Source organism: Streptomyces sp. VRA16 Mangrove soil (assembly GCF_017377775.1).
GTDB lineage: Bacteria > Actinomycetota > Actinomycetes > Streptomycetales > Streptomycetaceae > Streptomyces.
Genome location: NZ_JAFVLN010000015.1, coordinates 68269 through 94699, shown reverse-complemented (window position 1 = coordinate 94699; position 26431 = coordinate 68269). Strand labels below are relative to the sequence as shown.

Annotated in this window: 19 protein-coding genes; 4 read left to right on the top strand and 15 right to left on the bottom strand. The window is 70.7% G+C overall.

The genetic code is table 11. The features are described from left to right. Positions 1-25: 25 nt before the first annotated feature. From trmD to proS, 6 genes are all read right to left on the bottom strand, one after another. Entirely contained in the window at positions 26-847 is an 822-nt protein-coding gene (trmD, locus tag J3486_RS32430) for a tRNA (guanosine(37)-N1)-methyltransferase TrmD (RefSeq protein ID WP_207826830.1), read from the bottom strand. After that, positions 847-1404: a ribosome maturation factor RimM gene (rimM, locus tag J3486_RS32425; RefSeq protein WP_207826828.1), complete on the bottom strand. Its 558-nt coding sequence runs from the start codon at positions 1402-1404 to the stop codon at positions 847-849. Before rimM ends, trmD begins: the two co-directional genes overlap by 1 nt. 79 nt (positions 1405-1483) lie before the next feature. Beyond that, positions 1484-1723: an RNA-binding protein gene (locus J3486_RS32420; RefSeq protein ID WP_014176063.1), complete on the bottom strand. Its 240-nt coding sequence runs from the start codon at positions 1721-1723 to the stop codon at positions 1484-1486. A gap of 2 nt (positions 1724-1725) precedes the next feature. Continuing rightward, positions 1726-2148 carry a 30S ribosomal protein S16 gene (gene rpsP / locus J3486_RS32415; RefSeq protein WP_207826826.1) on the bottom strand — a complete coding sequence of 141 codons (423 nt, stop codon included), beginning with the start codon at positions 2146-2148 and terminating at the stop codon, positions 1726-1728. A gap of 192 nt (positions 2149-2340) precedes the next feature. Next, complete coding sequence (locus tag J3486_RS32410) at positions 2341-2937, bottom strand: hypothetical protein (RefSeq protein WP_207826823.1); 597 nt, start codon at positions 2935-2937, stop codon at positions 2341-2343. Between the two features lie 226 nt (positions 2938-3163). Continuing rightward, positions 3164-4579, bottom strand: a complete 1416-nt coding sequence (gene proS, locus J3486_RS32405; protein WP_207826821.1) for a proline--tRNA ligase — start codon at positions 4577-4579, stop codon at positions 3164-3166. Positions 4580-4839: 260 nt separating this feature from the next. On the opposite strand from proS, the gene J3486_RS32400 reads away from it, so the two are divergent. Beyond that, positions 4840-5712: an SAM-dependent methyltransferase gene (locus tag J3486_RS32400; protein ID WP_207826819.1), complete on the top strand. Its 873-nt coding sequence runs from the start codon at positions 4840-4842 to the stop codon at positions 5710-5712. A 21-nt stretch (positions 5713-5733) separates the two neighbouring features. Here the strand turns inward: J3486_RS32400 and ftsH are convergent, their stop codons facing one another. The 6 genes from ftsH to J3486_RS32370 form a co-directional block, all read right to left on the bottom strand. Beyond that, complete coding sequence (ftsH, locus tag J3486_RS32395; protein WP_207826817.1) at positions 5734-7677, bottom strand: ATP-dependent zinc metalloprotease FtsH; 1944 nt, start codon at positions 7675-7677, stop codon at positions 5734-5736. 161 nt (positions 7678-7838) lie between these two features. Then, positions 7839-9398 (bottom strand): signal recognition particle protein, encoded by a 1560-nt coding sequence (ffh, locus tag J3486_RS32390; protein ID WP_207826815.1) that lies wholly within the window; start codon positions 9396-9398, stop codon positions 7839-7841. 204 nt (positions 9399-9602) lie between these two features. Continuing rightward, entirely contained in the window at positions 9603-12053 is a 2451-nt protein-coding gene (locus tag J3486_RS32385; RefSeq protein ID WP_207826813.1) for a [protein-PII] uridylyltransferase, read from the bottom strand. Between the two features lie 33 nt (positions 12054-12086). Next, positions 12087-12425, bottom strand: coding sequence for a P-II family nitrogen regulator (locus J3486_RS32380; RefSeq protein WP_116509391.1), 339 nt, complete (start codon positions 12423-12425; stop codon positions 12087-12089). Continuing rightward, on the bottom strand, positions 12422-13777 hold the full coding sequence (locus J3486_RS32375; protein WP_207826811.1) for an ammonium transporter: 1356 nt from the start codon (positions 13775-13777) through the stop codon (positions 12422-12424). The genes J3486_RS32380 and J3486_RS32375 overlap by 4 nt, the downstream gene beginning before the upstream one ends. A 333-nt stretch (positions 13778-14110) precedes the next feature. Next, positions 14111-15589: a hypothetical protein gene (locus J3486_RS32370; protein WP_207826809.1), complete on the bottom strand. Its 1479-nt coding sequence runs from the start codon at positions 15587-15589 to the stop codon at positions 14111-14113. Positions 15590-16103: 514 nt separating this feature from the next. On the opposite strand from J3486_RS32370, the gene J3486_RS32365 reads away from it, so the two are divergent. Then, positions 16104-16772, top strand: a complete 669-nt coding sequence (locus J3486_RS32365) for a bifunctional DNA primase/polymerase (RefSeq protein ID WP_207826807.1) — start codon at positions 16104-16106, stop codon at positions 16770-16772. A gap of 88 nt (positions 16773-16860) precedes the next feature. Here J3486_RS32365 and ftsY read toward each other — a convergent pair whose 3' ends face one another. Continuing rightward, positions 16861-18084, bottom strand: coding sequence for a signal recognition particle-docking protein FtsY (gene ftsY / locus J3486_RS32360; RefSeq protein WP_207826805.1), 1224 nt, complete (start codon positions 18082-18084; stop codon positions 16861-16863). Between the two features lie 251 nt (positions 18085-18335). Between ftsY and J3486_RS32355 the strand changes: the two genes are divergently transcribed. Further along, positions 18336-19784 carry a cytosine permease gene (locus tag J3486_RS32355; protein WP_207826796.1) on the top strand — a complete coding sequence of 483 codons (1449 nt, stop codon included), beginning with the start codon at positions 18336-18338 and terminating at the stop codon, positions 19782-19784. 68 nt (positions 19785-19852) lie between these two features. Next, positions 19853-20827 carry an LLM class flavin-dependent oxidoreductase gene (locus J3486_RS32350; protein WP_207826794.1) on the top strand — a complete coding sequence of 325 codons (975 nt, stop codon included), beginning with the start codon at positions 19853-19855 and terminating at the stop codon, positions 20825-20827. A gap of 169 nt (positions 20828-20996) precedes the next feature. Here the strand turns inward: J3486_RS32350 and J3486_RS32345 are convergent, their stop codons facing one another. Then, the gene (locus J3486_RS32345; RefSeq protein ID WP_207826792.1) at positions 20997-22412 is read right to left on the bottom strand and encodes a sugar porter family MFS transporter; all 1416 of its coding nucleotides are present in this window, start codon (positions 22410-22412) and stop codon (positions 20997-20999) included. Positions 22413-22661: 249 nt separating this feature from the next. Next, positions 22662-26231, bottom strand: coding sequence for a chromosome segregation protein SMC (smc, locus tag J3486_RS32340; RefSeq protein WP_207826789.1), 3570 nt, complete (start codon positions 26229-26231; stop codon positions 22662-22664). Positions 26232-26431: the final 200 nt, after the last annotated feature.

Below are 26431 nucleotides of genomic sequence, written 5' to 3'. Positions count from 1 at the left end.
CGCAGGTTGGACGTACAGCAGCGGCCTATTCTTCCATGGCCGGGGCCATGGGCCCAAATCGGCCGTCGGGGCCCGGACCCCAGCCCAGGATCGAGAGCATTTCGCGGTCCTTCTTGTCGAAGGCCTTGGGGTCGGTGCGCTCGATCAGGTCGGGCCGGTTGCGGGTGGTGCGGCGCAGCGCCTCGTCCCTGCGCCAGCGGGCGATCTTGCCGTGGTGGCCGCTGAGCAGCACCTCGGGGATGTCCCGGCCGCGCCACTCGGGCGGCTTGGTGTAGACGGGCCCTTCGAGGAGGTTCGCCATGGCGCCGGGCGCGAAGGAGTCGTCCTGGTGCGAGGCCGCGTTGCCGAGGACACCCGGCAGCAGGCGGGCCACGGCCTCCGTGACGACCAGAACGGCGGCCTCCCCGCCCGCGAGCACGTAGTCCCCGATGGAGACCTCGTAGACCGGCATACGGGTCGCGTACTCGTCGATGACGCGCCGGTCGATGCCCTCGTAGCGCGCGGGCGTGAAGACCAGCCAGGGGCGCTCGGAGAGCTCGACGGCGAGTTCCTGGGTGAAGGGGCGCCCGGAGGGCGTGGGAACGACCAGGACGGGGCCGTGCGCCCCGTCCTCGTACCCGTCGGCGAGGACGTCGTCGAGGCAGTCGCCCCACGGGTCGGTCTTCATGACCATGCCGGGGCCGCCGCCGTAGGGGGTGTCGTCGACCGTGTTGTGCCGGTCGTGCGTCCACTGCCGCAAGTCGTGCACGTGGACGTCGAGTTGACCACGCGCGCGTGCCTTGCCGACGAGCGAGACGTTCAGCGGTTCCAGGTACTCGGGGAAGATCGTGACGACATCGAGGCGCATCAGTCGTCGGCCTTCCCGGAGTCCTCGCGGGAGGAGACGGTCTCGGCGCGGTCGTCGATGAGGCCGGGCGGCGGGTCGATGACGGCCTTCTGCTCCTCGAGGTCGATCTCGACGACGATCTCCTCGACGAACGGGATCATGACCTCGCTGCCGTCGGGCCGCTCCACGATGAACAGGTCCTGCGAGGGCAGGTGCGAGATCTCCGTGATGCGCCCGACCTCGGTGCCGTCGGTGGTGACGATGTCGAGGTCCATGAGCTGGTGGTCGTAGAACTCGTCCTCTTCCTCGGGGAGTTCGTTCGGGTCGACCTCGGCGATCAGCAGGGTGTTGCGCAGCGCCTCGGCCGCGGTCCGGTCGCGTACGCCCTCGAAGCGCAGCAGCAGCCGGCCGGAGTGCACCCGGCCGGTCTCGATGGTGAGCGGTCCCGTGGCGGCGGGGTCGGTCGCGAGGACGGCGCCGGGGCCGAGCCGCAGCTCCGGCTCGTCGGTGCGCACCTCGATGGTCACTTCACCCTTGATGCCGTGGGCGCGGCCGATGCGCCCTACTACCAGCTGCACGTGCAGTGTCTCCTGTCATACGACTAAGGCCGGGGACGGCCCTGAGGCCCTCCCCGGCCCGAGCCGGTGTTCAACTTTGTCAGCGGACCTGGTCCACGTCGACGAGGTCGACGCGGACACCGCGGCCGCCGATGGCGCCCACGACGGTACGCAGAGCACGCGCGGTGCGGCCGTTGCGGCCGATCACCTTGCCGAGGTCGTCGGGGTGGACCCGGACCTCCAGCACGCGCCCACGGCGCAGGTTGCGCGAGGCGACCTGCACATCGTCGGGGTTGTCGACAATGCCCTTCACGAGGTGCTCAAGAGCCTCCTCGAGCATGCTCAGGCCTCGGTCGACTCGGACGCAGCCTCAGCGGCCTCGTCCTTCTTCTCAGCCTTCTTCTTCTGGGTGATGGCCTCACCCTTGGGCTCGTCGGCCGTGGCCAGCGCCTCGAAGGAGGGGCGGGCGGCCTTCGGCTCGGCGACCTTCAGCGGCTCCGGGGCCGGCAGACCCTTGTGCTTCTGCCAGTCACCGGTGAGCTTCAGGATGGCGAGAACCGGCTCGGTCGGCTGCGCGCCGACACCCAGCCAGTACTGCGCGCGCTCCGAGTCGACCTCGATGCGCGAGGGGTTCTGCACCGGGTGGTACAGACCGATCTCCTCGATGGCCCGGCCGTCACGGCGGGTACGGGAGTCGGCGACGACGATGCGGTAGTGAGGCGAACGGATCTTGCCCAGACGCTTCAGCTTGATCTTGACTGCCACGGGAGTGGTGTCTCCTGGTCTTGACGTGGGTGGGCACGGCGAGATTGCCGCGTGGGGTTGCGGTACCCGAGTGCCCGATGGACGCGTCAGCCGGAGGAGAGAGGGGTCCTGTGCGACTGTCGAGTACAGCTAGCCATTGTGCCACACCCCGACGGGGCGGCCGAACCCGCGTCCGACCGCCCTACCAGGAGGTCAGCTCGCGGCGGCGCCGACGACCTCCGGGATGCGGAACGGCTTGCCGCACCCACCGCACACGATCGGCGCCTGGGCGAGCACCGAGGGCACGACGCGGACATTGCGGCCGCAGTCGCAGACGGCCTTGACGCGGACGCCGCCCCCGGAGGAGCCGTGCCGCGCGGCCGGGCCGCGGAAGCTGCGCTTGGTGTCCGCGGCCGTCGCCACCGTGTGCGCCTTCAGCGCGCGCTGGAGCCGCTCGATCGTCTGCCGGTAGCGCTGCTTCGCCTCGGAGTTCAGCGTGACCAGCGAGAAGCCGCTGCTGGGGTGCGGCTCGTCGGGATGGTCGAGGCCGAGCTCCTCGGCGATGGCGAGGAATCTGCGGTTGTGGTACCGGCCGGCGCGCGAGGTGTCGCGGATTCCGCGCGCGGCTGCGATGCCGTGGACTGCCTCATGGAGGAGTCGCTCGAAGGAGAGCTCGTGTCCGCAGGCGGACGACGACTCCCCGATCAGGGATTCGGGCGCGGCAAGATCCGGCAGTTCGGGGTGGTGCCGCTGAATGTCGGCCCACGCCCCTGCCAGCTCTGCGGCGAGAACAGGTGGTGTCGTGCTCACGTCGTGACAACGAGCCGGGGTGCCTCCGTGTTCCTATTCCGGGGCATCCCAAATAATTTGCACGTACCAGTCAGTTGCCGCTGATGCGTCCTGACGAGGGCGGGTGCGCTGATCTGCGGAGAAGCCTCACAGCTCACACCAAGGTGGTGCGTAGTAACACGTACGCCCCGGCGCGTAGACGGGACCGCGCGCCGGGGCGTCAGATGTACAAGGGTCACATTCGGCCTCAGTAGGCGCGCGCCACGACGGCGACGTTACCGGGTGCGTCGTCGGCCTCCGGCACCGACCCGTCCGCGGCGAGCAGACACCGTACGGACACCGCGTGCTCGGCGAGCCGCGCCTCCCCCGCCTCGCCGAGCGTGGCCCACGGGATGCGCGCCCAGCCGCCGGCCGCGGTCGCCTCGACGGCCTCGTCGACGGTGGCGACGTCGCTGGTCCGGGACGTGCGGCGGTCGCGCGACTGCTTCAGGAGGAGGGCCTGGTCCTCTTCGAGGAGGCCCGGCAGCAGTCCGGCGAGCGCGTCGATCGCGACCGGCTCCTTGCCGCCGGGGATGCGCCGGGCCAGCATCGCGGTGCCGCTCTCCAGGTCGCGCGGGCCGATCTCCACGCGGACGGGGACGCCCTTGAGCTCCCAGTCGACGGCCCGCCTCCCGAAGGGGGTGTCCGTGCGGTCGTCGACCTGGACCCGGATCCCGGCCGCCTTGAGCGCGGCACCGATCTCACGCACCTTGGCGAGCACCGCCTCGTCGTCCTTGATGGCGAGCACGACGACCTGGGTGGGGGCGAGGCGCGGCGGGACCCTGAGGCCGTTGTCGTCGCCGTGCATCATCACCAGGGCGCCGATCATGCGGGTCGTCGAGCCCCAGGAGGTCTGCCAGACGAGCTCCTGCTTGCCCTCCTTCGACAAGTACTGCGTGCCGAACGCCTTGGCGAAATTCTGGCCGAGTTCATGGCTGGTCCCCATCTGGAGGGCCTTGCCGTCGCCCATCATCCCTTCCAGCGTGAGGGTGTTGATGGCGCCCGCGAAGCGCTCCTTGGGCGTCTTGCGTCCCAGGAGGACGTCCATGGCGAGAACGTTCTCCATGAAGTCCGCGTACACGTGCCGGTGGATGCGCGCCGCGAAGTCGCGCGCCTCCTCGTAGGTCGCGTGCGCCGTGTGCCCCTCCTGCCAGAGGAATTCCGTCGTGCGCAGGAAGAGCCGCGGCCGCAGTTCCCAGCGGACCACGTTGGCCCACTGGTTGATGAGCAGCGGCAGATCTCGGTAGCTCTGCACCCACTTCGCGAAGGAGGCGTTGATGATCATCTCGGAGGTGGGGCGGACGACGGCCGGCTCCTCCAGCTCCTTGCCGCCGCCGTGGGTGACCACGGCCAGCTCGGGCGCGAAGCCCTCGACGTGGTCGGCCTCCTTCACCAGGTACGACTGCGGGATCAGGAGCGGGAAGTACGCGTTCTGCGTGCCCGTCTCCTTGATACGCGCGTCCATGTCCTGCTGCATCCGCTCCCACAGGCCGTAGCCGTACGGTCGGATCACCATCGTGCCGCGCACCGGCCCGTTGTCGGCCAGTTCGGCCTTGGAGATCAGGTCCTGGTACCAGCGCGGGAAATCTTCCGCCTGGGGCGTGAGTACAGGGGCTTTGGCCATGGCGCGCATGCTAGGGCGCGGGCTGCGGAGTACTCGAATCCTTTTCGCCCGTATGCCCCCGCGTGCACGCGTCATATGACCCCAGGGGGGCGCACGACGGGGCACGCGCGCATTGTGCGTACGCCTGCCCGACACCCCCTAGACGCGGCGGACGATGCGGAGTTTTCTGGCATACGGGGGGAGTGCGAGGAGCGCGCGAACACGGTCCATACGCATCGGCGACAACTCTCGGCATCTCTCGGTGAATTGGGGAACTTTCGATGACACCTACGCTCGTGCAGCGACACCTTCCTCACGCGGCGTCCGTGCCGCGCGCGGACCTGTGCGCACGCGCGCGTGACTGGGCGGAGATCCAGGAACGGATGCTGGTCCCGCTCTACGAAGCGGTGTACGAGCGGCTCGAGGTCGGTCCCGGCACCCGTCTGCTGGGCCTCGGCTGCGGTTCCGGTCTCGCCCTGCTCATGGCCGCGTCCCGCGGGGCGGCCGTGACCGGGGTCGAGGCCGTCGAACCGGAGCGGCTCGCCCTCGCCCGTGAGCGTCTGCTGCCCGACGCCTTGGAGGGGCAGCGCCCCCGGGCGCGTACCGCATCCGTCCGGCTCACCGACGGCAGCGACGACGCCGTCGTGGCCGGGCCCGACGCCACCCCGTACGACATCATCACCGCCTTCCAGCCGATCGGTTGCACGGCCGGTGACGCGGAGGGGCTCTCCTCACTCCTGGAGAGCGCCGCGCCGCTCGCCGAGCGGGGCGCCGCCGTGGTGCTCGTCGGATGGGGTCCGCCTGAGCGCTGCACCACGTCGTCCGTCCTGCGCGTGGCCACCAAGCTGGCCGACCCGCTGCGCAGTGCGGGCAGCTGGCGGCCCGCGCTGCGCGACGACCTGGAGGAGGTCGCCCACCGGGCCGGGCTGCGCCCCGACGGCTCGGGCCGGGTGGCATGCCCCTTCGGCTACGCGGACACGGAGAGCGCGGTCAAGGGACTGCTGTCCACCGGGCTGTTCGACGCGGCGGTGGGCGCCACGGATCCGACGCAGGTCGACAAGGAGGTGACGGAGGCACTGCAGCCGTATCTGCGCCAGGACGGCACGGTGTGGATGCCCAATGTGTTCCGGTACCTGATCGCCCGCACCGTCTGACCGGCGGCGGGGCCGGCCGGGTCAGTCCTTGGTGAGCCGGGTGACGCCGGCGACCCGGTAGGCGTCCGCCTCCTCCAGGGTCTCGTTCTCCAGGAGCGCGGCCGCCAGTGCGTCCAACTGGTCGCGGTGGTCGCGCAGTTTGCGGCACGCCTCGTCGTAGCACTCGTCCACGATGCGGCGCATCTCGCCGTCGATCGTGTCCAGGGTGTCGGGGGCGGCGGAGAGTCCGTACGCCTGCTGGGCGTCGTTCGGCAGCGCCGACAGACGGCCGACCTTCTCGCTCATGCCCCAGCGGCCGACCATGCCGCGGGCGATGTTCGTCACCTGCTCCAGGTCGTTCTCGGCTCCGGTCGTGATGACCCCGTAGACGACCTGCTCGGCCGCCATACCGCCGAGGGCGCCGATGATGCGGCCGCGCAGGTACTCCTCCGTGTACGCGTACTTGTCGGAGTCCGGCGTGGACAGCGTGACGCCGAGGGCGCGGCCGCGCGGCACGATGGTGATCTTGCGGACCGGGTCGGCGCCGGGCTGCAGCATGCCGAGCAGGGCGTGCCCGCTCTCGTGGTACGCGGTGCGCCGGCGCTCCTCGTCGGGCATGACGAGCGGCCGTTCGGCGCCCAGCTGGACCTTCTCCAGCGCCTCGGAGAGATCGGTCTGCGTGACCTCCTGCTGCTTGCGCTTGACGGCGAGCAGGGCGGCCTCGTTGGCGAGGTTGGAGAGTTCGGCGCCGGTCATGCCCGGTGTCGTACGGGCCACCTGCGCGAGGTCCACGTCGTCGGCGAGCGGGATCGCCCGCGTGTGGATCTTGAGGATCGCCTCGCGGCCGCCGCGGTCGGGCGGCGAGACATTGACGATCCGGTCGAAGCGGCCGGGCCGGGTCAGCGCCGGGTCGAGGACGTCGGCGCGGTTGGTGGCGGCGATGACGATGACGCCCTCGGAACCGGAGAAGCCGTCCATCTCGGTGAGGATCTGGTTCAGGGTCTGCTCGCGCTCGTCGTGGCCGCCCATGCCGGAGCCGCCGCCGCGGGCCCGGCCGATGGTGTCGATCTCGTCGATGAAGATGATCGAGGGCGCGACCTTGCGGGCCTCGGCGAACAGTTCGCGCACACGCGAGGCGCCGACGCCGACGATCATCTCGATGAACTCGGAGGCCGAGGCCGAGAAGAACGGGACGCCCGCCTCCCCCGCGACCGCCCGCGCGAGCAGCGTCTTACCGGTTCCGGGCGGGCCCGCGAGCAGCACGCCGCGCGGCATCTTGGCGCCCATCTTGCGGTACTCGTCGGGGTTCTTCAGGAAGTCCACGACGTCGCCCAGCTCGCCCGCGACCTCGTCGATACCGGCGACGTCCTCGAACGTCGTGCGCTTCTTGCCGGGTTCCAGCTCGACCGGTTTCGGCGGCTGTTTGCGGCCGAGCATGCCGCCCGCGCCGCCGCCCATGCCCTGGCTCATCCGCCGCGCGATGAAGATCCACAGCACTACGAGGAGCAGCATCGGGGCGAGCGAGATGAGCAGATTGGCGAGGAAGCTGCGCTCCTGGACGACCGGTTCGGCCGTGACGACGACGTCGTGCTTCTCCAGGTTCGCCCAGAGGTCGTCGTCCGCGAAGGACGGGCGCTGCGTCGTGAACTTCGTGTAGTTCTTGCTGCTGCTGTCGCTGTCGTCCGGGGTGGGCTGCTCCTTCTTGAGCTGGCCCTGGATCGCGTCGCCCTTGGCGTAGATCTTGGTGACGTTGTCGTTGGCGACCTGCTTGCTGAACTCGGTGTACGAGATCGTCGGCTCGTCGCCCCGGTTGAAGAAGGACAGGACCAGGTTGGCGATGAGGTAGACGACCAGGGCCGTCAGGATCAGGCTCCCCCAGCCGCCGGGCATCCGGCGCTTGGGCGGCTGCGAGGGCGGCGGGGGCGGTGCCCCTTCCGAGCGCCAGGGCTGATCGGTCCGATCGCGCGGGGGTACCGGGTTCGCCACGCCTCTGTCCTCCTGCCGCAGACTGCCGATGTCCCTTGATCCTTGGGCCCATCAGCGCACAGATCGGACATCCTCGCCACCCGGGAAGAGCAGTGCGAAGGGCCCGGAACCGAACCGGTTCCGGGCCCTTCAGCCGCCTACGACAGGCGTGTCCTCGCAGGTCAGCCCATGAACTTCTTGAACTCGTCGGGGAGCTCGAAGTCCTTGGCCTGCTGCTGGCCCGCACCGGGCAGGCCGAGCGCGCCACCGGACTCGGCGGCGGCCGCGCGGCGGGCGGCCTCCTCCTGCTCCTGCTGCTTGCGCTTCATCGGGTTGCCGGAGCGCTGCTTGCCCTTGGCCTTCTTGGGCTGCTTCTTCGTGCGCCCCGCACCGCCGCCCATGCCCGGCATCCCGGGCATCCCCGGCATCCCGCCGCCCTGGGCCATGCGGGACATCATCTTGCGGGCCTCGAAGAACCGCTCGACCAGGTTCTTGACCGCGCTGACCTCGACACCGGAACCCTTGGCGATACGGGCCCGGCGCGAGCCGTTGATGATCGTCGGCTCCTGGCGCTCGGCCGGGGTCATCGACTTGATGATGGCGGCAGTGCGGTCGACGTCGCGCTCGTCGAGGTTGTTGATCTGGTCCTTGATCTGGTTCATGCCCGGGAGCATCCCGAGCAGCTTCGAGATCGAGCCCATCTTCCTGACCTGCTCCATCTGGGCCAGGAAGTCGTCGAGCGTGAAGTCCTGGCCCTTCTTGGAGGCCAGCTTGGAGGCCATCTTCTCGGCCTCCTGCTGCGAGAAGGTCTGCTCGGCCTTCTCGATCAGCGTGAGCATGTCGCCCATGCCGAGGATGCGGGACGCCATGCGGTCCGGGTGGAACGCGTCGAAGTCGTCCAGCTTCTCGCCGTTCGAGGCGAACATGATCTGGCGGCCGGTGACGTGCGCGATCGACAGGGCGGCACCACCACGGGCGTCACCGTCGAGCTTGGAGAGCACCACGCCGTCGAAGCCGACGCCGTCGCGGAACGCCTCGGCCGTGTTGACCGCGTCCTGACCGATCATGGCGTCGACGACGAAGAGGACCTCGTCGGGGCTGACGGCGTCGCGGATGTCCGCGGCCTGCTGCATCAGCTCCTGGTCGATGCCGAGACGGCCGGCGGTGTCGACGATGACCACGTCGTACACCTTGGACTTGGCGTACTCGATGGAGTCCTTGGCGACCTGGACCGGGTCGCCCACGCCGTTGCCCGGCTGGGGCGCGTAGACGCCGACGCCGGCGCGCTCGGCGACGACGCTCAGCTGGTTCACGGCGTTCGGGCGCTGGAGGTCACAGGCGACGAGCAGCGGCGAGTGCCCCTGGCTCTTGAGCCACAGACCGAGCTTTCCGGCGAGGGTGGTCTTACCGGCACCCTGCAGACCGGCGAGCATGATCACGGTCGGGCCGGTCTTGGCGAACCGCAGCCTGCGGGTCTCGCCGCCGAGGATGCCGATGAGCTCCTCGTTGACGATCTTGATGACCTGCTGGGCGGGGTTCAGCGCCTGGGAGACCTCGACGCCGGTGGCGCGCTCCTTGACCTGCTTGATGAAGGCGCGGACGACGGGCAGGGCGACGTCGGCCTCGAGCAGCGCGATACGGATCTCGCGGGCCGTGGCGTCGATGTCCGCTTCGCTCAGCCGGCCTTTGCCGCGGAGGTTCTTGAATGTCGCTGCGAGGCGATCGGAAAGAGTGTCGAACACGGCGGTCGCGAATCCTCGGGTCGGTGGGCTTAGGGACAGGTCGCCCTCCAGGGTATCGGGCCCCGGGGACATGGTCAGCGGCCTGGTCGGAAGGGCCCCGCCAGGGGCGCGGGACCGTATCGATTCACGGCACCGCCGCGGAGCGCGGGCAACTCGCCTCCGGCGGCGCACGCCACCCTTCGCGCGCCCCCGTTCCCAAAGGCGCTAAGAGCGCAGCGCCCCCTCCAACCCCTTGGCCACGGACACCGCCTCCTCGGAAGGCAGCGGCGCCCCTTCGGGCCCGGTGACATAGAACGCGTCCACCGCGTTGGCCCCCAGCGTCGACACGTGCGCGGAGCGCACCCGCACGCCGGACGCCTCCAGCGCCCGCCCGATCCGGAACAGCAGCCCCGGCGCGTCCTGGGCCCGCACCTCGATCACAGTCGCGCGCCGGGATCCGGCCGAGGCCACGGCGACCCGGGCCGGCGGCGCCACCACGCCGCGCCGCCGCGGATAGGCGGCGTCCCGCTCGGCGAGCCGGGCCGCGATGTCGAGCGACCCGTCGAGGGCGCGGACGAGATCGGCGCGCAGCCGGGCGGCCTGCGGCAGGGAGCCGTACTCGGCGGCGACCCGCCAGTTCAGCAGCAGGACGGCGCCCGCCACGCCCTCCGGCAGCGACAGCGACCGCAGCTCGGCGGTGCGCACGGTCAGCCGGTGCATCGCCAGGACCCCGGCCACGGCGGGCAGCACGCCCGGCTGGTCCGGTACGGCGATCAGGAGTTCCACGCCGAGCGGCTCGGGCTCGTCGGACGGGTCGGCGGCGGCCTCGGTCTGCGCCCGCAGCGCGAGCACGGGCCCGCCGGTGCGGAACGCCTCCACGGCCAGCCGTTCCTGCTCCGCCGTGGGCTCGGCCGCGGCAGCCGCCTCCTCGGCGGCGGGTTCGTCCCCGGCGAGCACCGCCGAGACCCGTTTGACCAGGTCGGCGACGAGCGAGCCGCGCCAGGACGACCAGGCGGCGGGCCCGGTGGCCAGCGCGTCCGCCTCGGTGAGCGCGTGCAGCAGTTCCAGGGTGCCCACCGAACCGACCGCGTCCGCGACGGCCCGCACGGTCGCCGGGTCCTCCAGGTCGCGGCGCGTCGCGGTCTCGATGAGCAGCAGGTGATGGCGTACGACGGTGGAGAGCACGGCCACATCGCCGCGGTCGAAGCCGATCCGCGCGGCCACGTCCCGCGTGATGATCTCGCCCGCGACCGAGTGGTCGCCGGGCCATCCCTTGCCGATGTCGTGCAGCAGCGCCGCCACGAGGAGCAGGTCGGGCCGGCCCACGCGGCGCGTCAACTCGCTTGCCTGGACGGCGGTTTCGACCAGGTGCCGGTCGACGGTCCAGGTGTGTACGGCGTTGCGCTGCGGCCGGCACCGCACCCGCTCCCAGTCCGGCAGCAGCCGCGTGATGAGCCCCTCGGCCTCCAGCGCCTCCCAGACCTCCACGGTCGGGCGCCCTGCGCCGAGCAGCGTCACCAGCTGTTCGCGGGCCTCGGCGGGCCAGGGCGTGGGCAGCGGGCGGGCCGCGGCGGCCATCCGGCGCACCGCGTGCAGCGACAGCGGCAGTCCGGCCTGGGCGGCAGCGGCGGCGGCGCGCAGCGGGAGCACCGGGTCGCGCTCGGGCTTCGCGGCGAGCGCCAGCACGGCCTCGCCGTCCATCTCGACGACGCCCTCGGCGAGCGGCGAGCGCTCCACGGGCGCGGACTTCCCGCCGCCCAGCATCGCGCGCAGCCGGGGCCGCACCGCACGGGACTTGAGCACCCGGCTCACCTCGCGCCAGGTGACATCGCTGGCGTACGAGATGGTGCGCGCGGCCTCGTAGACCTGGCGCAGCAGGGTGTCGGCGTCCAGCAGACCGAGTTCCGCGGCGACCTGGTCCTGCTCCTGGAGGGCGAGCCGGTCGGTGGCCCGGCCGGTCGTCAGGTGCAGGGCGTCGCGTACGTCGAGGAGCCGGCGCCGCGCGTCGGCGAGGCCCTCGCGGGGCGCGTCCGCCAGCCAGGACGCGGCGACGGCCCGCAGCGCGGTCGCGTCCCGCAGGCCGCCGCGCGCCTCCTTCAGATCGGGTTCGAGCAGGTACTGCAACTCGCCCTGCCGCTCGGCCCGTTCCTCGCACATCTCGCGCAGCTCGGGGAGCCGCTTGGGCGCCTGGTTGCGCCAGTCGGCGAGGACCGCGGTGCGCAGGCCCGCCGTCAGGCCGAGGTCGCCCGCGATGTGCCGGGCGTCGAGCAGGCCCAGGTGCACCTTGAGGTCGTCGCCCGCGGTCTTGCGGGCCTCGGCCGGGGTGCGCACCGAGTGGTCGAGGGCGAGCCCCAGGTCCCAGACGGGGTACCAGATGCGGTCGGCGAGGGAGGCGATCTCGCCGGGGTCCGCGGTGCCGTCGTGCAGCAGGAGCAGATCGAGGTCGCTGCGCGGGGACAGCTCACCGCGTCCGTATCCGCCGACGGCGATGAGGGAGACCCCGGCCGTCCCCGTGCCGAACAGGTCGGTGAGCCAGTCGTCGGTGAGCTCCGCCAGGGCCGAACGGCGCGGCGGCCCGGACTGCGCCTCTCCTTGGAGAAGGCGCAGCCGGGCCGCCGCGTAGCCGCTGGGCTGGTCGTCCGATGCCTCGGTCCGTACGTCGTTCACACTCGTCACCCAGCGACTCCCGTCCTCTGCCGGTCAGTTCGGTTACAGCGCGTCGGGTCCGCGCTCGCCGGTCCTGACCCGTACGGCCGTCTCGACGGGGACCGCCCAGACCTTGCCGTCACCGATCTTGCCGGTCCGCGCCGCCTTCACGACGACGTCGATCAGCTGCTCGGCGTCGTCGTCCTCGACCAGGACCTCGATCCGGATCTTGGGCACCAGGTCGACGGTGTACTCGGCCCCACGGTAGACCTCGGTGTGTCCGCGCTGGCGGCCGTAGCCGCTGGCCTCGGTCACGGTCAGGCCCTGGACGCCGAAGGCCTGGAGGGCTTCCTTGATCTCGTCGAGCCGGTGCGGCTTGACGACCGCGGTGATGAGCTTCATGCGTCGACCTTCTTCGTGTCCGTGGCAGCAGTGGCGACCGGGGCGGGAACCGCCGTGCGGGCCGCCGCTCCGCCGCCGGCCCCGCTGAAGTCGTATGCGGTCTCGGCGTGCTCGGTCTGGTCGATCCCGGTGACCTCGTCGTCCTCGCTGACCCGCATGCCCATCGTCTTGTCGATGAGGAAGGCGAGGATCGCGGAGGCGATCAGCGAGTAGGCGAGGACACCGCCGACACCGGCGCACTGCTTCCAGAACTGGTCGAGCGTGTGGTCGCCGTAGAACAGGCCGGCCGCGTCGGACTGACCGCCGCCCGTGGCGAAGAAGCCGATGAGCAGGGAGCCGACGACGCCGCCGACCAGGTGGACACCGACGACGTCGAGCGAGTCGTCGTAGCCGAACTTGTACTTCAGGCCCACGGCCATGGCGCACAGCACACCGGCGATGGCGCCGATGGCGATCGCGCCGAGCGGCGAGCAGGAGCCGCCGGACGGGGTGATCGCGACGAGACCGGCGACGGCACCGGAGGCGGCGCCGAGCGAGGTGAACGCGCCGTGGCGCAGCTTCTCGTAGATGAGCCAGGCGATCATGGCGGCGGCGGTGGCGACCTGCGTGTTGACGAACATCAGCGCGCCGACGCCGTCGTCGTTGCCGAGCCAGGAGCCGGCGTTGAACCCGAACCAGCCGAACCACAGCAGACCGGCGCCGAGCATCGTCCACGGCAGCGAGTGCGGCCGCATCGGGTCCTTCTTGAAGCCGACGCGCTTACCGATGACGAGGATCACGCCGAGGGCCGCGGCGCCGGCGTTGATGTGCACGGCCGTACCGCCGGCGAAGTCGATCACGCCGAGGTCGAAGGCCCAGCCGCCGGTCCCCCACACCCAGTGCGCGACCGGGAAGTAGACAATCGTGGCCCACAGCGCGATGAACAGCGACCAGGCCGTGAACTTCACCCGGTCCGCGAGGGCACCGCTTATCAGGGCGGGCGTGATGATCGCGAACATCAGCTGGAAGACGGCGAAGACGTAGATCGGGATGGTGTACCCGGGCCACAGTTCGGTCTTGCCGATGCCGCTGAGGCCGAGGAAGTCGTTCTCCCAGCCGAAGAGCGAGCCGTGATCGGTGCCGAACGCGACGGAGAAGCCGAACAGCACCCACAGGATCGTGATGATCCCGAGGCTGATGAAGCTCATCATCAGCATGTTCAGGGTGGACTTCACCCGGACCATGCCTCCGTAGAAGAAGGCCAGGCCCGGCGTCATGAGCATCACCAGGGCGGAACAGATCAGCATGAAGCCTGTGTTCGCGGCGGAGAGCTTGGGAGCTTCCGCGGCGAGCGTGATGGCGGCTGGTGCCATCGGCGTCTCCTCGTCGTTGGTACGGCCCCGTGCGGGCGAAGCCTGAAGCGGTCGTCATGAGGGGTGGGCCGGTTATGCGCCAAGACATTGGCGCAGCGCGGTTTCCGTGGGTGCCCCTCGATGTTTCGCCGCAGTGACGAAGAGGTCGTGGGTGTTACGCGTCCATGAACTGCCGGATGGCGGGTTGCCCGATCGTTATCGTGGCGCAACCGGACGACGGTGATCGTCCGGACAGCAGCCGACCGCGACCGTCCGTCCGCGATGACCTGGCGTGGGGGAGCCGAGTCTGACTGTGTCGGGACGGGGCGGCCGCGGCCGGGGTCCGAGCGTGCTTCAGACCGCCGCTTCGGCGGTCTCGGGCAGATGGACGGCGAGCTGGTCGGTCAGATCGATGACCTCGGCGAGGTCCCCGAAGTCACGGACAGCGGTGTCCGCGGTCTTGCGGATGCGGGTGTTGACCCGCTCGGAGCGCACCTTCCGGGCGATGGAGAGGGCCTCCTTGGCCATCACGGTCGCCTGCTCCGGCTCCTTCTGCAGGAGGTGCACGGTGGCCATCCCGATCAGGTTCAGCGCGTAGGAACGCTGGTGCTCGGCGTCCTTGCCGAAGAGCTCGACGGCCCGCTGCATCAGGGGCTCGGCCATCGACGCGTAGGCGGGGCTGCGCCCGGCCACATAGGCGAGATCGCGGAACGAGTGGCTGTTCTCGCCGTGCAGTTCGGCCTCGGAGAAGAAGCGGATCCAGTCGGGGTCCGGCTCGTCCCAGTCGTCGGCGTCGGTGAAGGTGTCCTCGGCCATCCGCACGGCGCGCTTGCACTTGCCGGGCTGCCCCATGTTCGCGTACGCGCGGGCCTCCATCGCATACAGCATGGCCTGGGTGCGCGGGCTGGCGCAGTCACGGCTGCCGTACTGGGCGAGATGGATGAGTTCGAGCGCGTCCTCGGGGCGGCCGAGGTGGATCATCTGCCGGCTCATGCTGCTGAGAACGTACGAGCCCAGCGGCTTGTCGCCCGCTTCCTTGGCGGCGTGCAGGGCGAGCACGAAGTACTTCTGGGCGGTGGGCTGCAGGCCCACGTCGTAGCTCATCCACCCGGCCAGCTCCGCCAGTTCGGCGGCGACCTTGAACAGGCGCCTGGTGGTGGACTCGGGCTGCGGCTCCTGGAGGAGGTCGGTGACCTCGTGCAGCTGGCCCACGACCGCCTTGCGGCGCAGGCCGCCGCCGCACTGGGCGTCCCACTGGCGGAACATGACGGTGGTGGACTCCAGGAGGTCCAGCTCCGGCTTCGAGAGCCTGTTCCCCCGGCGCTGGGCCGCGGCGTCCTGGTCGGGCGGGGCGGCCGCGCCCGGCGTCGGCACCAGCCAGCGCTGCATCGGCTCGATGAGGGACGGGCCCGCGGCGAGGGCGAGGGAGCTGCCGAGGAAGCCGCGGCGGGCCAGCATCAGGTCGCTGCGCGAGAACTCGCCGATGAGCGCGACGGTCTGCGGCCCGGTCCACGGGAGGTCCACGCCGGAGACCGAGGGCGCCTGGTGCGCGGCGCGCAGGCCCAGGTCCTCGACGGCGACGACGCAGCCGAAGCGCTCGGAGAAGAGCTCGCTGAGGATTCTGGGGATCGGCTCGCGCGGGTTCTCCCCGTCGAGCCAGCGCCGCACCCGCGAGGTGTCGGTCGAGATGTGGTTCGCACCCAACTGCCGTGCCCGACGGTTCACTTGACGCGCCAGCTCGCCCTTCGACCAGCCGCTGCGCATGAACCACGAGTTGAGCAGTTCATTCGGGCGCTTCTCAGCGTTCGTCACGCTGCCACCGCTGCCGCCCACTGGAACGCCCCCATCCCTGAAGCCATCTACGCGATCCGTGCTGCCCAAGACGCTCAACGCCCAAGTCCTGTCGGCCGCTCTCACTCTTCGTCAGCGAGCCCCGTGCGGGTCACTGTGTCCGCAAGCCCTACCAGAATGCCGTCAACTACTGCTTCCCGTCCGCCAGTTGTCACTCCTCGAACGGGAATCCGAGTTGCCTCCGGCATACCCACGAGTGCATGCACCCACAGGGTCCGTGCACTGAAAGTAATCCTACGATCACCCCTCCCGCGAGGGCGAACCCTGAAACGCCACCATTCGCCACCCCTTCGAATGAACTCAGGGAGGGCCACACACGATTCACTTGACATAGGACAGCCGGAAGTAGGCGGAGCGGAGCACGCCGGGGCGCGCGACACCGGAGCGCACCACCCTCGGAGCGGCCCGGCGCCGTCACGACCGGGCGGCGCGCACATCGGGTAACGATCCGATGCCGCCGCGTAACCACCGGCGCGCGGGACCTGTTGGAGGGGGCATGGGCTTCACGATCGGCGGCATTCGCGAGATGCGCTCCGGCACACGGCGCCGCGGCCGCGCGTCCGGCCGTACGTCGGACTGCACCACGGTGGCGGAGTTCACGGGCCTGTGGGGCTGGGACGTGATTCCGGGAGCCCGCGCCACGGGCGGCGTGTGCTCCTGCGGCAAGGCGGAGTGCCCGGCGCCGGGCGCCCACCCGCTCGACCCGACGGCCCTGGTCCCGGCCGGCGCGACGCTGAACGAGGTGACCGAGGCCTGGGGCCACTTCCCCGGCGCCGCGGTGCTGCTCCCCGTGGGCCGCGCCTTCGACATCCTGGACGTCCCGGAGGCGGCGGGCCGCCGCGCCCTGATCCGCCTGGAGCGCATGGGCCTCCCGCTCGGCCCGGTGATCGCCACCCCCGAGGGCCGCGCCCACTTCTTCGTGGCGCCCAGCGCCGCGGCCGAACTCCCGACGCTGCTCTACCGCATGGGCTGGGACGACGCCTCGCTCGACCTGCACGCGCTCGGGCCCGGCGACCACATCACGGCCCCACCGTCGGACCGCGCGGGCCTCGGCCCCGCGACGTGGCTGCGCGCCCCGTCCCTGGACACGGCGACCCAGCCGCCGCAGGCACGCCTGCTGCTCGGCGCCCTGGCGTACGTGGCGCACCGGTCGCCCTGCGCATAGCCGCACCCGGAGCAGGCCCACCGAAACAGCGAAGTGCGGGGAACCCGGAGGTTCCCCGCACTCTTCGTTGTCGGCGTCGCCGTCGGTGTCAGTCCCCGATCAGCGCGTCCACGAATGCCTCGGGCTCGAACGGCGCGAGGTCGTCGGGACCCTCGCCCAGGCCCACGAGCTTCACCGGGACGCCCAGCTCACGCTGGACGGCGATGACGATGCCGCCCTTGGCCGTGCCGTCGAGCTTGGTCAGCACGATGCCGCTGATGTCGACGACCTCGGCGAAGACGCGGGCCTGAACCAGGCCGTTCTGCCCGGTCGTCGCGTCGAGGACGAGCAGCACCTCGTCGAGCGGGGCGTGCTTCTCGACGACGCGCTTGACCTTGCCGAGCTCGTCCATCAGGCCGGTCTTGGTGTGCAGCCGGCCCGCGGTGTCGATGAGGACGACGTCCGCGCCCTCCTCGATGCCCTCCTTGACGGCGTCGAAGGCGATGGACGCCGGGTCGCCGCCCTCGGGGCCGCGCACGGTGCGGGCGCCGACGCGCTCGCCCCACGTCTGCAGCTGGTCGGCGGCGGCCGCGCGGAACGTATCTGCTGCGCCGAGCACCACGTTCTTGCCGTCGGCGACGAGCACGCGCGCGAGCTTGCCGGTGGTGGTGGTCTTGCCGGTGCCGTTGACCCCGACGACCATGACGATGCCCGGAGTGGCCCCGTCGATGTTCCCGTCCGTCTTCACGGACCGGTCGAACTCGGGGACGAGCAGCTTGAGCAGCTCCTCGCGGAGCAGGCCGCGCAGTTCCTCGGGGGTGCGGGTGCCGAGCACCTTCACGCGCTCGCGCAGGTTCTCGACCAGCTCCTGGGTGGGCTGGACGCCGACGTCGGCGGTGAGGAGGGTGTCCTCGATCTCCTCCCAGGTGTCCTCGTCCAGGTGCTCGCGCGACAGGAGCGTGAGCAGCCCCTTGCCGAGCGCGTTCTGCGAGCGGGAGAGGCGGGCGCGCAGCCGCACCAGGCGGCCCGCGGTCGGCTCCGGGACCTCGATCTCGGGAGCGGCCGGGGCCGGCGGTTCCTCGACGACGACCGGGGCCGAGGCCGACGGTTCGACGAGCGGGAGATCCACCTCCTCGATCGTGCGCCGCGCTTCGTCGCGCGGCGTCTCGGCCTCGTCGCCGACATGCGGCTCGGCGGGCGGGGCGGCGGTGATGTCGGGCGTCGACGGAGGGGCCGGCGGAAGCTGCTTCTTCTTGCGTCCGCTGACCACCAGCCCGCTGACCGCGCCGATCACGACCACGGCGATGACTACAGCAAGGATGACGATTTCCATAACTCGTCCAGTATCAGCCATGGGACCCGGCCGGGGCCGTTCTCGTTGCTTCCTCCAAAGGACAAAGGTCACTGGAGGGTATGACTCGGACTAAAGTACGATGGAAGAGGTTGCATCAACGCGCGTAGAGTCCAACGCGATCGACACGACCGGCACCACCAGGACCCCCGCAGGTCCGACAGGCCCCCACCCCCACCGGCTCTCCCGTCCCCCACGTCTGAGCCGAGCGAGAGGCACGGAACCCCACCGCTATGACCAAGACCGCCGAATCCGAAGGCGCACTGGAAACGCGCGGCCTCGAGCCCGTTCCCGATTCCGAGCGCACCGCCAAGACCCGCGATCTCTTCCCGACGTGGGTCGGCGCGAACATCAGCGTGCTGCTGCTCACGATGGGCGCGAGCCTCGTCGTGGCCTACAAGCTCAACTTCTGGCAGGCGATCGTCGTCGCGATCGCGGCGCCCATCGTGTCGTACGGCCTGGTCGGCCTGATCGGCATCGCGGGCAAGCGCGGCGGCGCTCCCGGCATGGCCCTGTCCCGCGCGGTCTTCGGCCAGCGCGGCAACCTGCTGCCCGGTTCGCTGATCTGGGTCGCCCGCTGGGGCTGGGAGACGATCAACGCGGTCACGGGTGCGTACGCGGTCCTGACCATCCTGGACATCCTGTTCGGCATCAGCAAGAACAACGCCCTGGTGATCGTCACCCTGTTCGCGTTCGTGGTCGCCACGTTCGCGATCTCGGGCCTCGGCATCAACGCCGTGCAGAAGTGCAACAAGTACGCGACGTACCTCTTCGGCCTCTTCTCGGTGCTCGTCCTGGTCTACCTGATCATCAACACCGACTGGTCGAAGGTCTTCGACCAGCCCGCCGGCTCGACGTCCCTGATGGTCGCGGGCATCGGCATGATCGCCGCCGGCGGCGTCAGCTGGATCCCGTCCTCCCCCGACTTCACCCGCTACCTGCCGCGCACCGCCTCCTCCAAGGCGATCGTCGGCACCTCGATCGGCGGCGCGGGCATCGTCGTGCTCCCGATGGTCCTGATGGGCGCCGTCATGGCGGTCTCCACGCCGGACCTGGCCTCGGCCTCCGACCCGGTCTCCTTCCTGGGCGAGCTGCTGCCGACCTGGATCGCGGTGCCGTACCTGCTGATCTCGCTGGTCGGCATGCTGCTGATCAACGCGATGTCGATGTACTCGGCCGGCTTCACCGCGCAGACGCTCGGCTTCAAGATCCCGCGCCACTGGGCCGTCTCGATCAACGCCCTCATCTCGCTGGTCTTCGGCGCGATTCTGATGCTGGTCGCGACCAGCTTCATGGGCTCGTTCATCGCCTTCCTGTCGCTGCTCGCGGTCGCCTTCTCCGCCTGGGTCGGCGTCTTCGGCGCGGACATGTTCACGCGCAGGCACTACGACGGCGCGGCCATGCTCGACACCACCCGCACCAGCGCCTACTGGTACAAGGGCGGCTTCTCCCCCGCGGCCGTGATCGCCTGGGCGGTCGGCCTCGGCGCGGGCCTGCTGTTCACGTCGTCGGACTGGTTCACCGGACCGCTCGCCACGAACAACTTCATCGGTGAGTACGGCCTCGGCTGGGTCGTCACGATCGTCGTCTCCGGCCTGCTGTACCTGGCGCTGCCGAAGCCGGCGGACACCACGAAGGCTCCGGCCGCGGAGCCCCAGGAGCCCGAGGCCATAGCGGTCTGACGCTCCGTCAGCTACCGTCCCCCTTCACCCGAGCCCGATCCCGAGCCAGCGTGAAGGGGGACTTTTCCATGCCCGTCTCCGTCGTACGGTTCAACCTGGTCGATCCCGTCGGCTCGCCCGAGTCGCTCAGCGTCCGCTACCGGGCGGCCGTGGAGATGGCGGCGTACGCCGACGAGCGCGGCATCGACACCGTGCAGACCGAGGAGCACCACGGCGTCGCCAACAACTGGCTGCCGTCCCCGTTCACCTTCGCGGGCGCGGTCTTCGGCGCCACCCGCCGCATCGCGGTCACCGTCTCCGCCATCATCGGCCCGCTGCACGACCCGCTGCGCCTGGCCGAGGACATCGCCGTGCTCGACCTCGTCAGCGGCGGCCGGCTCGTGACGGTGGCGGGGATCGGCTACCGCCCCGAGGAGTACGCGCAGTTCGACGTGGAGTGGAAGCGGCGCGGCAGGCTCCAGGACGAGCTGCTCGAAACGCTTCTGCAGGCGTGGACCGGCGAGGAGTTCAGCTACCGGGGCCGCACGGTCCGGGTCACCCCGCGCCCGCTCACCCGCCCCCACCCCCTCCTCCTGGTCGGCGGCTCCTCGCAGGCGGCCGCACGCCGTGCGGCCCGCCTCGGTCTGCCCCTCTTCCCGAGCGCGCACCTGCCCGAACTGGAGGCGTACTACAAGGAGAAGCTCATCGAGTACGGGACCGAGGGCTGGACCATGATGCCCGCCGAGACCACCCCGCTCCTCCACCTCTCCGAGGACCCGGACCGCACCTGGGCCGCGTACGGCGAGCACTTCCTGCACGAGGCGCGGACGTACGCGTCCTGGCAGTCCGGGGACATCAAGTCGGCGGTGAAGTCCGGGGCCTCGACGGTCGAGGAGCTGCGTGCCGAGGGCGTCTACCGGATCCTCACGCCCGAGCAGTGCGTGGCGCAGGGCCTCGACAACTACGTACTGCACCCCTTGTCGGGCGGGATGCCGGTGGAGGAGGGCTGGCGCAGCCTCAGGCTCTTCGCGGAGCAGGTACTGCCCGCGCTGTCCCCCGGCTGACCACGTGATCTTCTCGGGCGGCCTCGGGAACGGTGGCGGCGTCGTGATCCGGTGCGTCCCGGGGAACGACGACGCCGCCCCCTCGCGGGAGGGGGCGGCGGGGTCATCGGGGAGACGACAGCGGGGTCTGAAGGCCGTCTCCCCGGGTCCTGCGGGGAGTTCGGGCGGGTCAGCCCATCTCCTCCAGTGCCTTGCCCTTGGTCTCCTTGACGAACTTGAGCACGAAGGGGATGGAGAGCGCGGCGAAGACGGTGTAGATGATGTACGTCGCGGAGAGGTTCCAGTCGGACAGCGACGGGAAGCTCGCGGTGATCGCCCAGTTGGCCAGCCACTGGGCCGAGGCGGCCACGCCGAGCGCCGCGGCGCGGATGTTGTTCGGGAACATCTCGCCGAGGAAGACCCAGACGACGACACCCCACGACATGGCGAAGAAGAAGACGAAGAAGTGCGCCGCGACCAGGGCGACCCAGCCCTGGGTGCTCGGCAGCTTGCCGTCCACCAGGTCGTAGCTGAACGCCCAGGCCTCCAGGGCCAGACCGATCACCATGCCGACCGAACCGATCAGGGCCAGCGGCTTGCGGCCGATCCGGTCCACGAAGATCATCGCGACGACGGTACCGATGATGTTGATGATCGACGTCGTGAACGAGTAGAAGAACGAGTCCGTCGGGTCGACACCGACCGACTGCCACAGCGTCGAGGAGTAGTAGAACGCGACGTTGATGCCGACGAACTGCTGGAAGACGGAGAGGCCGATACCGATCCAGACGATCGGCTTGAAGAAGAAGCTGCCGCCCAGCAGGTCCTTGAACGTGGACTTGTGCTCGCTGCGCATGGCGTGCTCGATCTCGGCCACGCGCGCGTCGAGGTTGATCTCCTTGCCCTCGACCTCTTCGAGGACCTCCTTGGCCCTGTCGACCTTGCCGGCGGAGATCAGGTAGCGCGGCGACTCGGGGATCGCGAAGGACAGCAGCCCGTACAGGGCGGCCGGGATGACCATCACGCCGAGCATGACCTGCCAGGCCTCCAGGCCCATCAGCTGGCCGCGCTGGTCACCGCCCGCGGCGTTCAGCAGACCCCAGTTGACGAGCTGGGAGATGGCGATGCCGACGACGATCGCGGCCTGCTGGAAGGAGCCGAGCCGGCCGCGGTAGGCGGGCGGGGCGACCTCGGCGATGTAGGCCGGGCCGATCACCGACGCCATACCGATCGCGAAACCACCCACGATCCGCCAGAACGCCAGGTCCCACAGCGCGAACGGCAGCGCCGAACCCACGGCGCTGACGGTGAACAGGACCGCCGCGATCTGCATGCAGCGGATACGGCCGATACGGTCCGCGATCCGTCCCGCGGTCGCGGCACCGATGGCACAGCCGATCAGCGCGATGGCGATGACCTGCGCGAGCGCGGCGGAACCGATGTCGTACCGGTCGCGGATGGCCTCGACAGCGCCGTTGATCACGGAACTGTCGTAGCCGAACAGGAAACCGCCCATCGCCGCGGCCGCCGCGATGAAGATGACATGCCCCAGGTGCTCGGGCTGAGCTTGCCGGGCTCCGGACTGAGGTGGCGCTGTGTCGGTCACGTGTACTCCTCGGGCCACCGGCTTCGCTGCCGGGGGTGGGGGCGAGCCCTTCCAGTGGCGCACAACTTCACGACGCCCACCACCTGAAGGTAAAAGCAACGCTGCAGAGACTATGTGTTCAAGTTTCGAAGTCAATAGGCGGGGCTCCTCTAGTTTTTGCGCATGAGAGTGTCGCCTTGAGTTCAACTCTTGAAGATTGATAGATGCGGCTGACGCACGTCGACCACCGCGCCGGAGCCCGCTCGGGAGCTACCTGAGGCGCTGGCTGATCACCTTCGACACCCCGTCGCCCTGCATGGAGACGCCGTACAGCGCGTCGGCGACCTCCATCGTGCGCTTCTGGTGCGTGATCACGATGAGCTGCGAGGCCTCCTGCAGCTCCTGCATGATGCGGATGAGCCGCTGCAGGTTGGTGTCGTCGAGGGCTGCCTCGACCTCGTCCATCACGTAGAACGGGCTGGGCCGCGCCTTGAAGATGGAGACGAGCAGCGCCACGGCGGTCAGCGACCGCTCACCGCCGGAGAGCAGGCTGAGCCGCTTGACCTTCTTGCCCGGCGGCCGTGCCTCGACGTCCACGCCCGTGGTGAGCATGTTGTCGGGATCGGTCAGGATCAGCCGTCCCTCACCCCCCGGGAACAGCCGGCCGAAGACGCCCTCGAACTCCCTCGCGGTGTCCCGGTACGCCTCGGTGAAGACCTGCTCGACGCGCTCGTCGACCTCCTTCACCACTTGAAGCAGGTCGGTGCGGGTCTTCTTCAGGTCCTCCAGCTGCTCACTGAGGAACTTGTGGCGCTCCTCCAGTGCCGCGAACTCCTCCAGCGCAAGGGGATTGACCTTGCCGAGCTGCTGGTAGGCGCGCTCGGCGGACTTCAGGCGCTTCTCCTGCTCCGAACGGACGAACGGCCGCGGCTGGTTGCGCGGGTGCTCCGGGTCCTCCGGCAGCTCCTCGCCCTCGGCGGGGAGCGAGGGCGGCACGGGCCGGTCGGGACCGTAGTCCGCGACGAGCCCCGCCGGTTCGACACCGAGTTCCTCCAGCGCCTTGGTCTCCAGCTGCTCGATCCGCAGCCGCTTCTCCGCTCCTAGTACCTCGCCTCGGTGAACCGAATCAGTCAGCTTGTCGAGTTCCGCCTTGAGATCGCGGCCACGGGTCCGCTCGGCGACCAGTTCCTGCTCCCGTACGGCCTTGGCCTGCTCGGCGAGGGCCCGCTCCTCGTCGGCGCGCGCGATGGACACCTCGACGTGCGCGAGCAGCTGCCGGGCGCCGGACGCCACGGCCTCGGCGACCGCGGCCTCGTACTGGAGACGGGCCCGCTGCCGCTCGGCACGCGCGCGTGCCTCGCGTTCGGCGCGGGCCGCCCGGTCGAGCGAGTCGGCCCGTCCCGCGAGCCCCTTCACCCGCTCCTCGTGCGTACGCACCTGGAGGCGCGCCTCCATCTCGGTCTGGCGCGCGTTGGCCCCGTCGGCGCCCAGCCGGTCGCGTACCGAGGTGTCCGGCTCCTCGTCCCCTCCGTCCCCGAAGGGGGCTTGCTCCTCGGCGACGGCGAGCCGCTCGGCCAGCTCCTCGGCGTCCATGGCGGCCTTCTCCAGCGCGTCCTGCGCCTTGGCCGCGGCCGCCGCGCTGCGCTCGGCCTCGCCCACGGCGCCGCGCGCCTGCCCGGCGAGCCGCCCGAGCTGCTGGGCCCGCCCCGAGCGCTCGCGCTCTATGGCGCGCTGGCGCTGCCCCAGCTCCTCGACGAGCGCGGCGCATTCCTTGCGCCGCTCGCCGGCCGTGTACTGGATCTCGGCCAACTCCTCGCACTGGGCGGCCAGTTGCTCCAGCTCGGCCGCCGCCTCGTCGACGGATGCCTGTACTTCGAGGAGGCTGGGCGCCCCGGCGGACCCGCCGTGCGCGAAGTGCGCGCCGAGCAGATCGCCCTCGGCGGTCACGGCGGTCAGCTCGGGCCGCGCGTAGACGAGGTCCTCGGCGTCCTCCAGCGTCCCCACGACCACGATGTCGCGCAGCAGCCTGCGGACGGCCGGCATCAGCTCGGCCGGTCCGCGCACCAGTTCGGCGGCGTACGGCGGGCTGCCCGGCCGTGCCGCCTCCTGCGCCGGGTCGGTCTCCGTCGCCAGGAGCAGGGCCGCGCGCCCCGCGTCCTGCTTGCGCAGCAGGCGAATCGCTTCGGCAGCGGCGCTCGGCGAGGTGACGGCGATGGCGTCGGCCGCGGCCCCGAACGCGGCCGCGACCGGCACCTCGAACCCCGGCGCCACCGACAGCAGCTCGGCGGCGGGACCGAGCAGCCCGTTCAGCCGCTCCTTCGCTCCGAGCAGCGCGCCCGTGCCGTCCTTGCGGCGCAGCCCGAGGGCGAGCGCCTCGTGCCGGGCGGCGACCGCGGCCCGCTTGCGCTCGGCGGAGGTGGCGGCCTCCCGGGCGGCCGACAGCGCGGACTCGGCCTCGCGCAGCGCCTCCTTGGCGCCCTCCAGCTGCTCCACGAGCTCCTCGTCACCGGCGTCGAGCCCGTCGACCTCGGCCTTGAGCTGCTCGTACTCCTCCTGCGCGGCGACGGCCCGCTGCTGTGCCTCGTCCCGCGCGGAGGCGAGCCGGTCGATCTCGGCCTGCGCGGAGGCGGCCCGGGACCGGGCGGCGTTGACCTGCCCCTGCAGCCGGGCGAGCCCTTCCCTGCGGTCGGCGATGGCCCGCGCGACGTCCTTCAGGCGCCGCTCCTCGACGGCCAGCTCGCGTTCCAGCTCGGCGCGGTGGGCGACCGTCTCCTCCAGGGCGATCTGTGCCGCTTCGAGGGCGGCCTCCAGCTCGGCCTCCTGCTCACGCACCCGGGCCGCCTCGCGCTCCAGGTCCTCGGGGTCGCGGCCGCGCCGCTCCTCGGCCGGGGCGGAGGTGGCGCTCTTCACGCGCGCGTCGGCGAGCGAGATCGTGCCGCGCACCCGCTCGGCGAGCTGCGACAGCTCCACCCAGGTCTGCTGCGCCCGCTGCAGCCGGGGCGTCAGCTGCCGTACTTCGTCCTCCAGGTGCCCCTCGCGCAGCAGCGCCTTCTTCAGCTCCTCCTCCGCGGTCTCCTTGCGCCGCTTCAGTTCGGCCTCGTCGGCGACCTCGGCGCTGAGCGCCTCCCGCAGCCGTACGAGATCGTCGGCAAGCAGCCGCAGCCGCGCGTCGCGCAGATCGGCCTGGATGACGGCGGCCCGGCGGGCGACGGCGGCCTGTCGGCCCAGCGGCTTCAACTGCCGCCGCAGCTCGTCGGTCAGGTCCTGTACGCGGGAGAGGTTGACCTGCATCGCGTCCAGCTTCCGCAGCGCCTTCTCCTTGCGCTTGCGGTGCTTGAGGACGCCCGCGGCCTCCTCGATGAAGGCGCGGCGGCCCATGGGGTCGGCGTGCAGGACGGAGTCGAGCTGGCCCTGCCCGACGATGACGTGCATCTCGCGGCCGATGCCGGAGTCGGAGAGCAGCTCCTGGATGTCGAGGAGCCGGCACGTGTCGCCGTTGATCTGGTATTCGCTGCCGCCGTTGCGGAACATGATCCGCGTGATGGTGACCTCGGCGTACGCGATGGGCAGCGCGCCGTCGGAGTTGTCGATCGTGAGGGAGACCTCGGCGCGGCCGAGCGGCGGGCGCCCGGTGGTGCCCGCGAAGATCACGTCCTCCATCTTGCCGCCGCGCAGCGACTTGGCGCTGTGCTCGCCCATCACCCAGGTCAGGGCGTCGACAACGTTGGACTTCCCCGAGCCGTTGGGACCCACGACACAGGTGATGCCCGGCTCGAACCGCAGCGTGGTGGCCGAGGCGAACGATTTGAACCCGCGCAGGGTCAGAGCCTTGAGGTGCACGCCGTCGGACTCTACCGGGCGCCCCTGTCTCACTCCATGAACCCACGGTTTCACCCATGAATGTGCAGGGCACATCAGACGTTAAGAACGGGCTTCGGTGCGCGGGGGCGTAGAGGCCGGAGCAGCCCGGGAGTGGGAGCCCCGGAAAGCGGAACGGAACGGGCAGAAAGAAGGGACGCCGAAGCGTCCCTTGCATATCT

What these genes read in the sequence shown, in the direction of transcription:
- trmD (WP_207826830.1), bottom strand. Translation starts at nt 847, where the DNA reads ATGCGCCTCGATGTCGTCACGATCTTCCCCGAGTACCTGGAACCGCTG.
- J3486_RS32420 (WP_014176063.1), bottom strand. Translation starts at nt 1,723, where the DNA reads ATGCTCGAGGAGGCTCTTGAGCACCTCGTGAAGGGCATTGTCGACAAC.
- proS (WP_207826821.1), bottom strand. Translation starts at nt 4,579, where the DNA reads ATGGCCAAAGCCCCTGTACTCACGCCCCAGGCGGAAGATTTCCCGCGC.
- J3486_RS32400 (WP_207826819.1), top strand. Translation starts at nt 4,840, where the DNA reads ATGACACCTACGCTCGTGCAGCGACACCTTCCTCACGCGGCGTCCGTG.
- J3486_RS32380 (WP_116509391.1), bottom strand. Translation starts at nt 12,425, where the DNA reads ATGAAGCTCATCACCGCGGTCGTCAAGCCGCACCGGCTCGACGAGATC.
- J3486_RS32375 (WP_207826811.1), bottom strand. Translation starts at nt 13,777, where the DNA reads ATGGCACCAGCCGCCATCACGCTCGCCGCGGAAGCTCCCAAGCTCTCC.
- J3486_RS32365 (WP_207826807.1), top strand. Translation starts at nt 16,104, where the DNA reads ATGGGCTTCACGATCGGCGGCATTCGCGAGATGCGCTCCGGCACACGG.
- ftsY (WP_207826805.1), bottom strand. Translation starts at nt 18,084, where the DNA reads ATGGAAATCGTCATCCTTGCTGTAGTCATCGCCGTGGTCGTGATCGGC.
- J3486_RS32355 (WP_207826796.1), top strand. Translation starts at nt 18,336, where the DNA reads ATGACCAAGACCGCCGAATCCGAAGGCGCACTGGAAACGCGCGGCCTC.
- J3486_RS32350 (WP_207826794.1), top strand. Translation starts at nt 19,853, where the DNA reads ATGCCCGTCTCCGTCGTACGGTTCAACCTGGTCGATCCCGTCGGCTCG.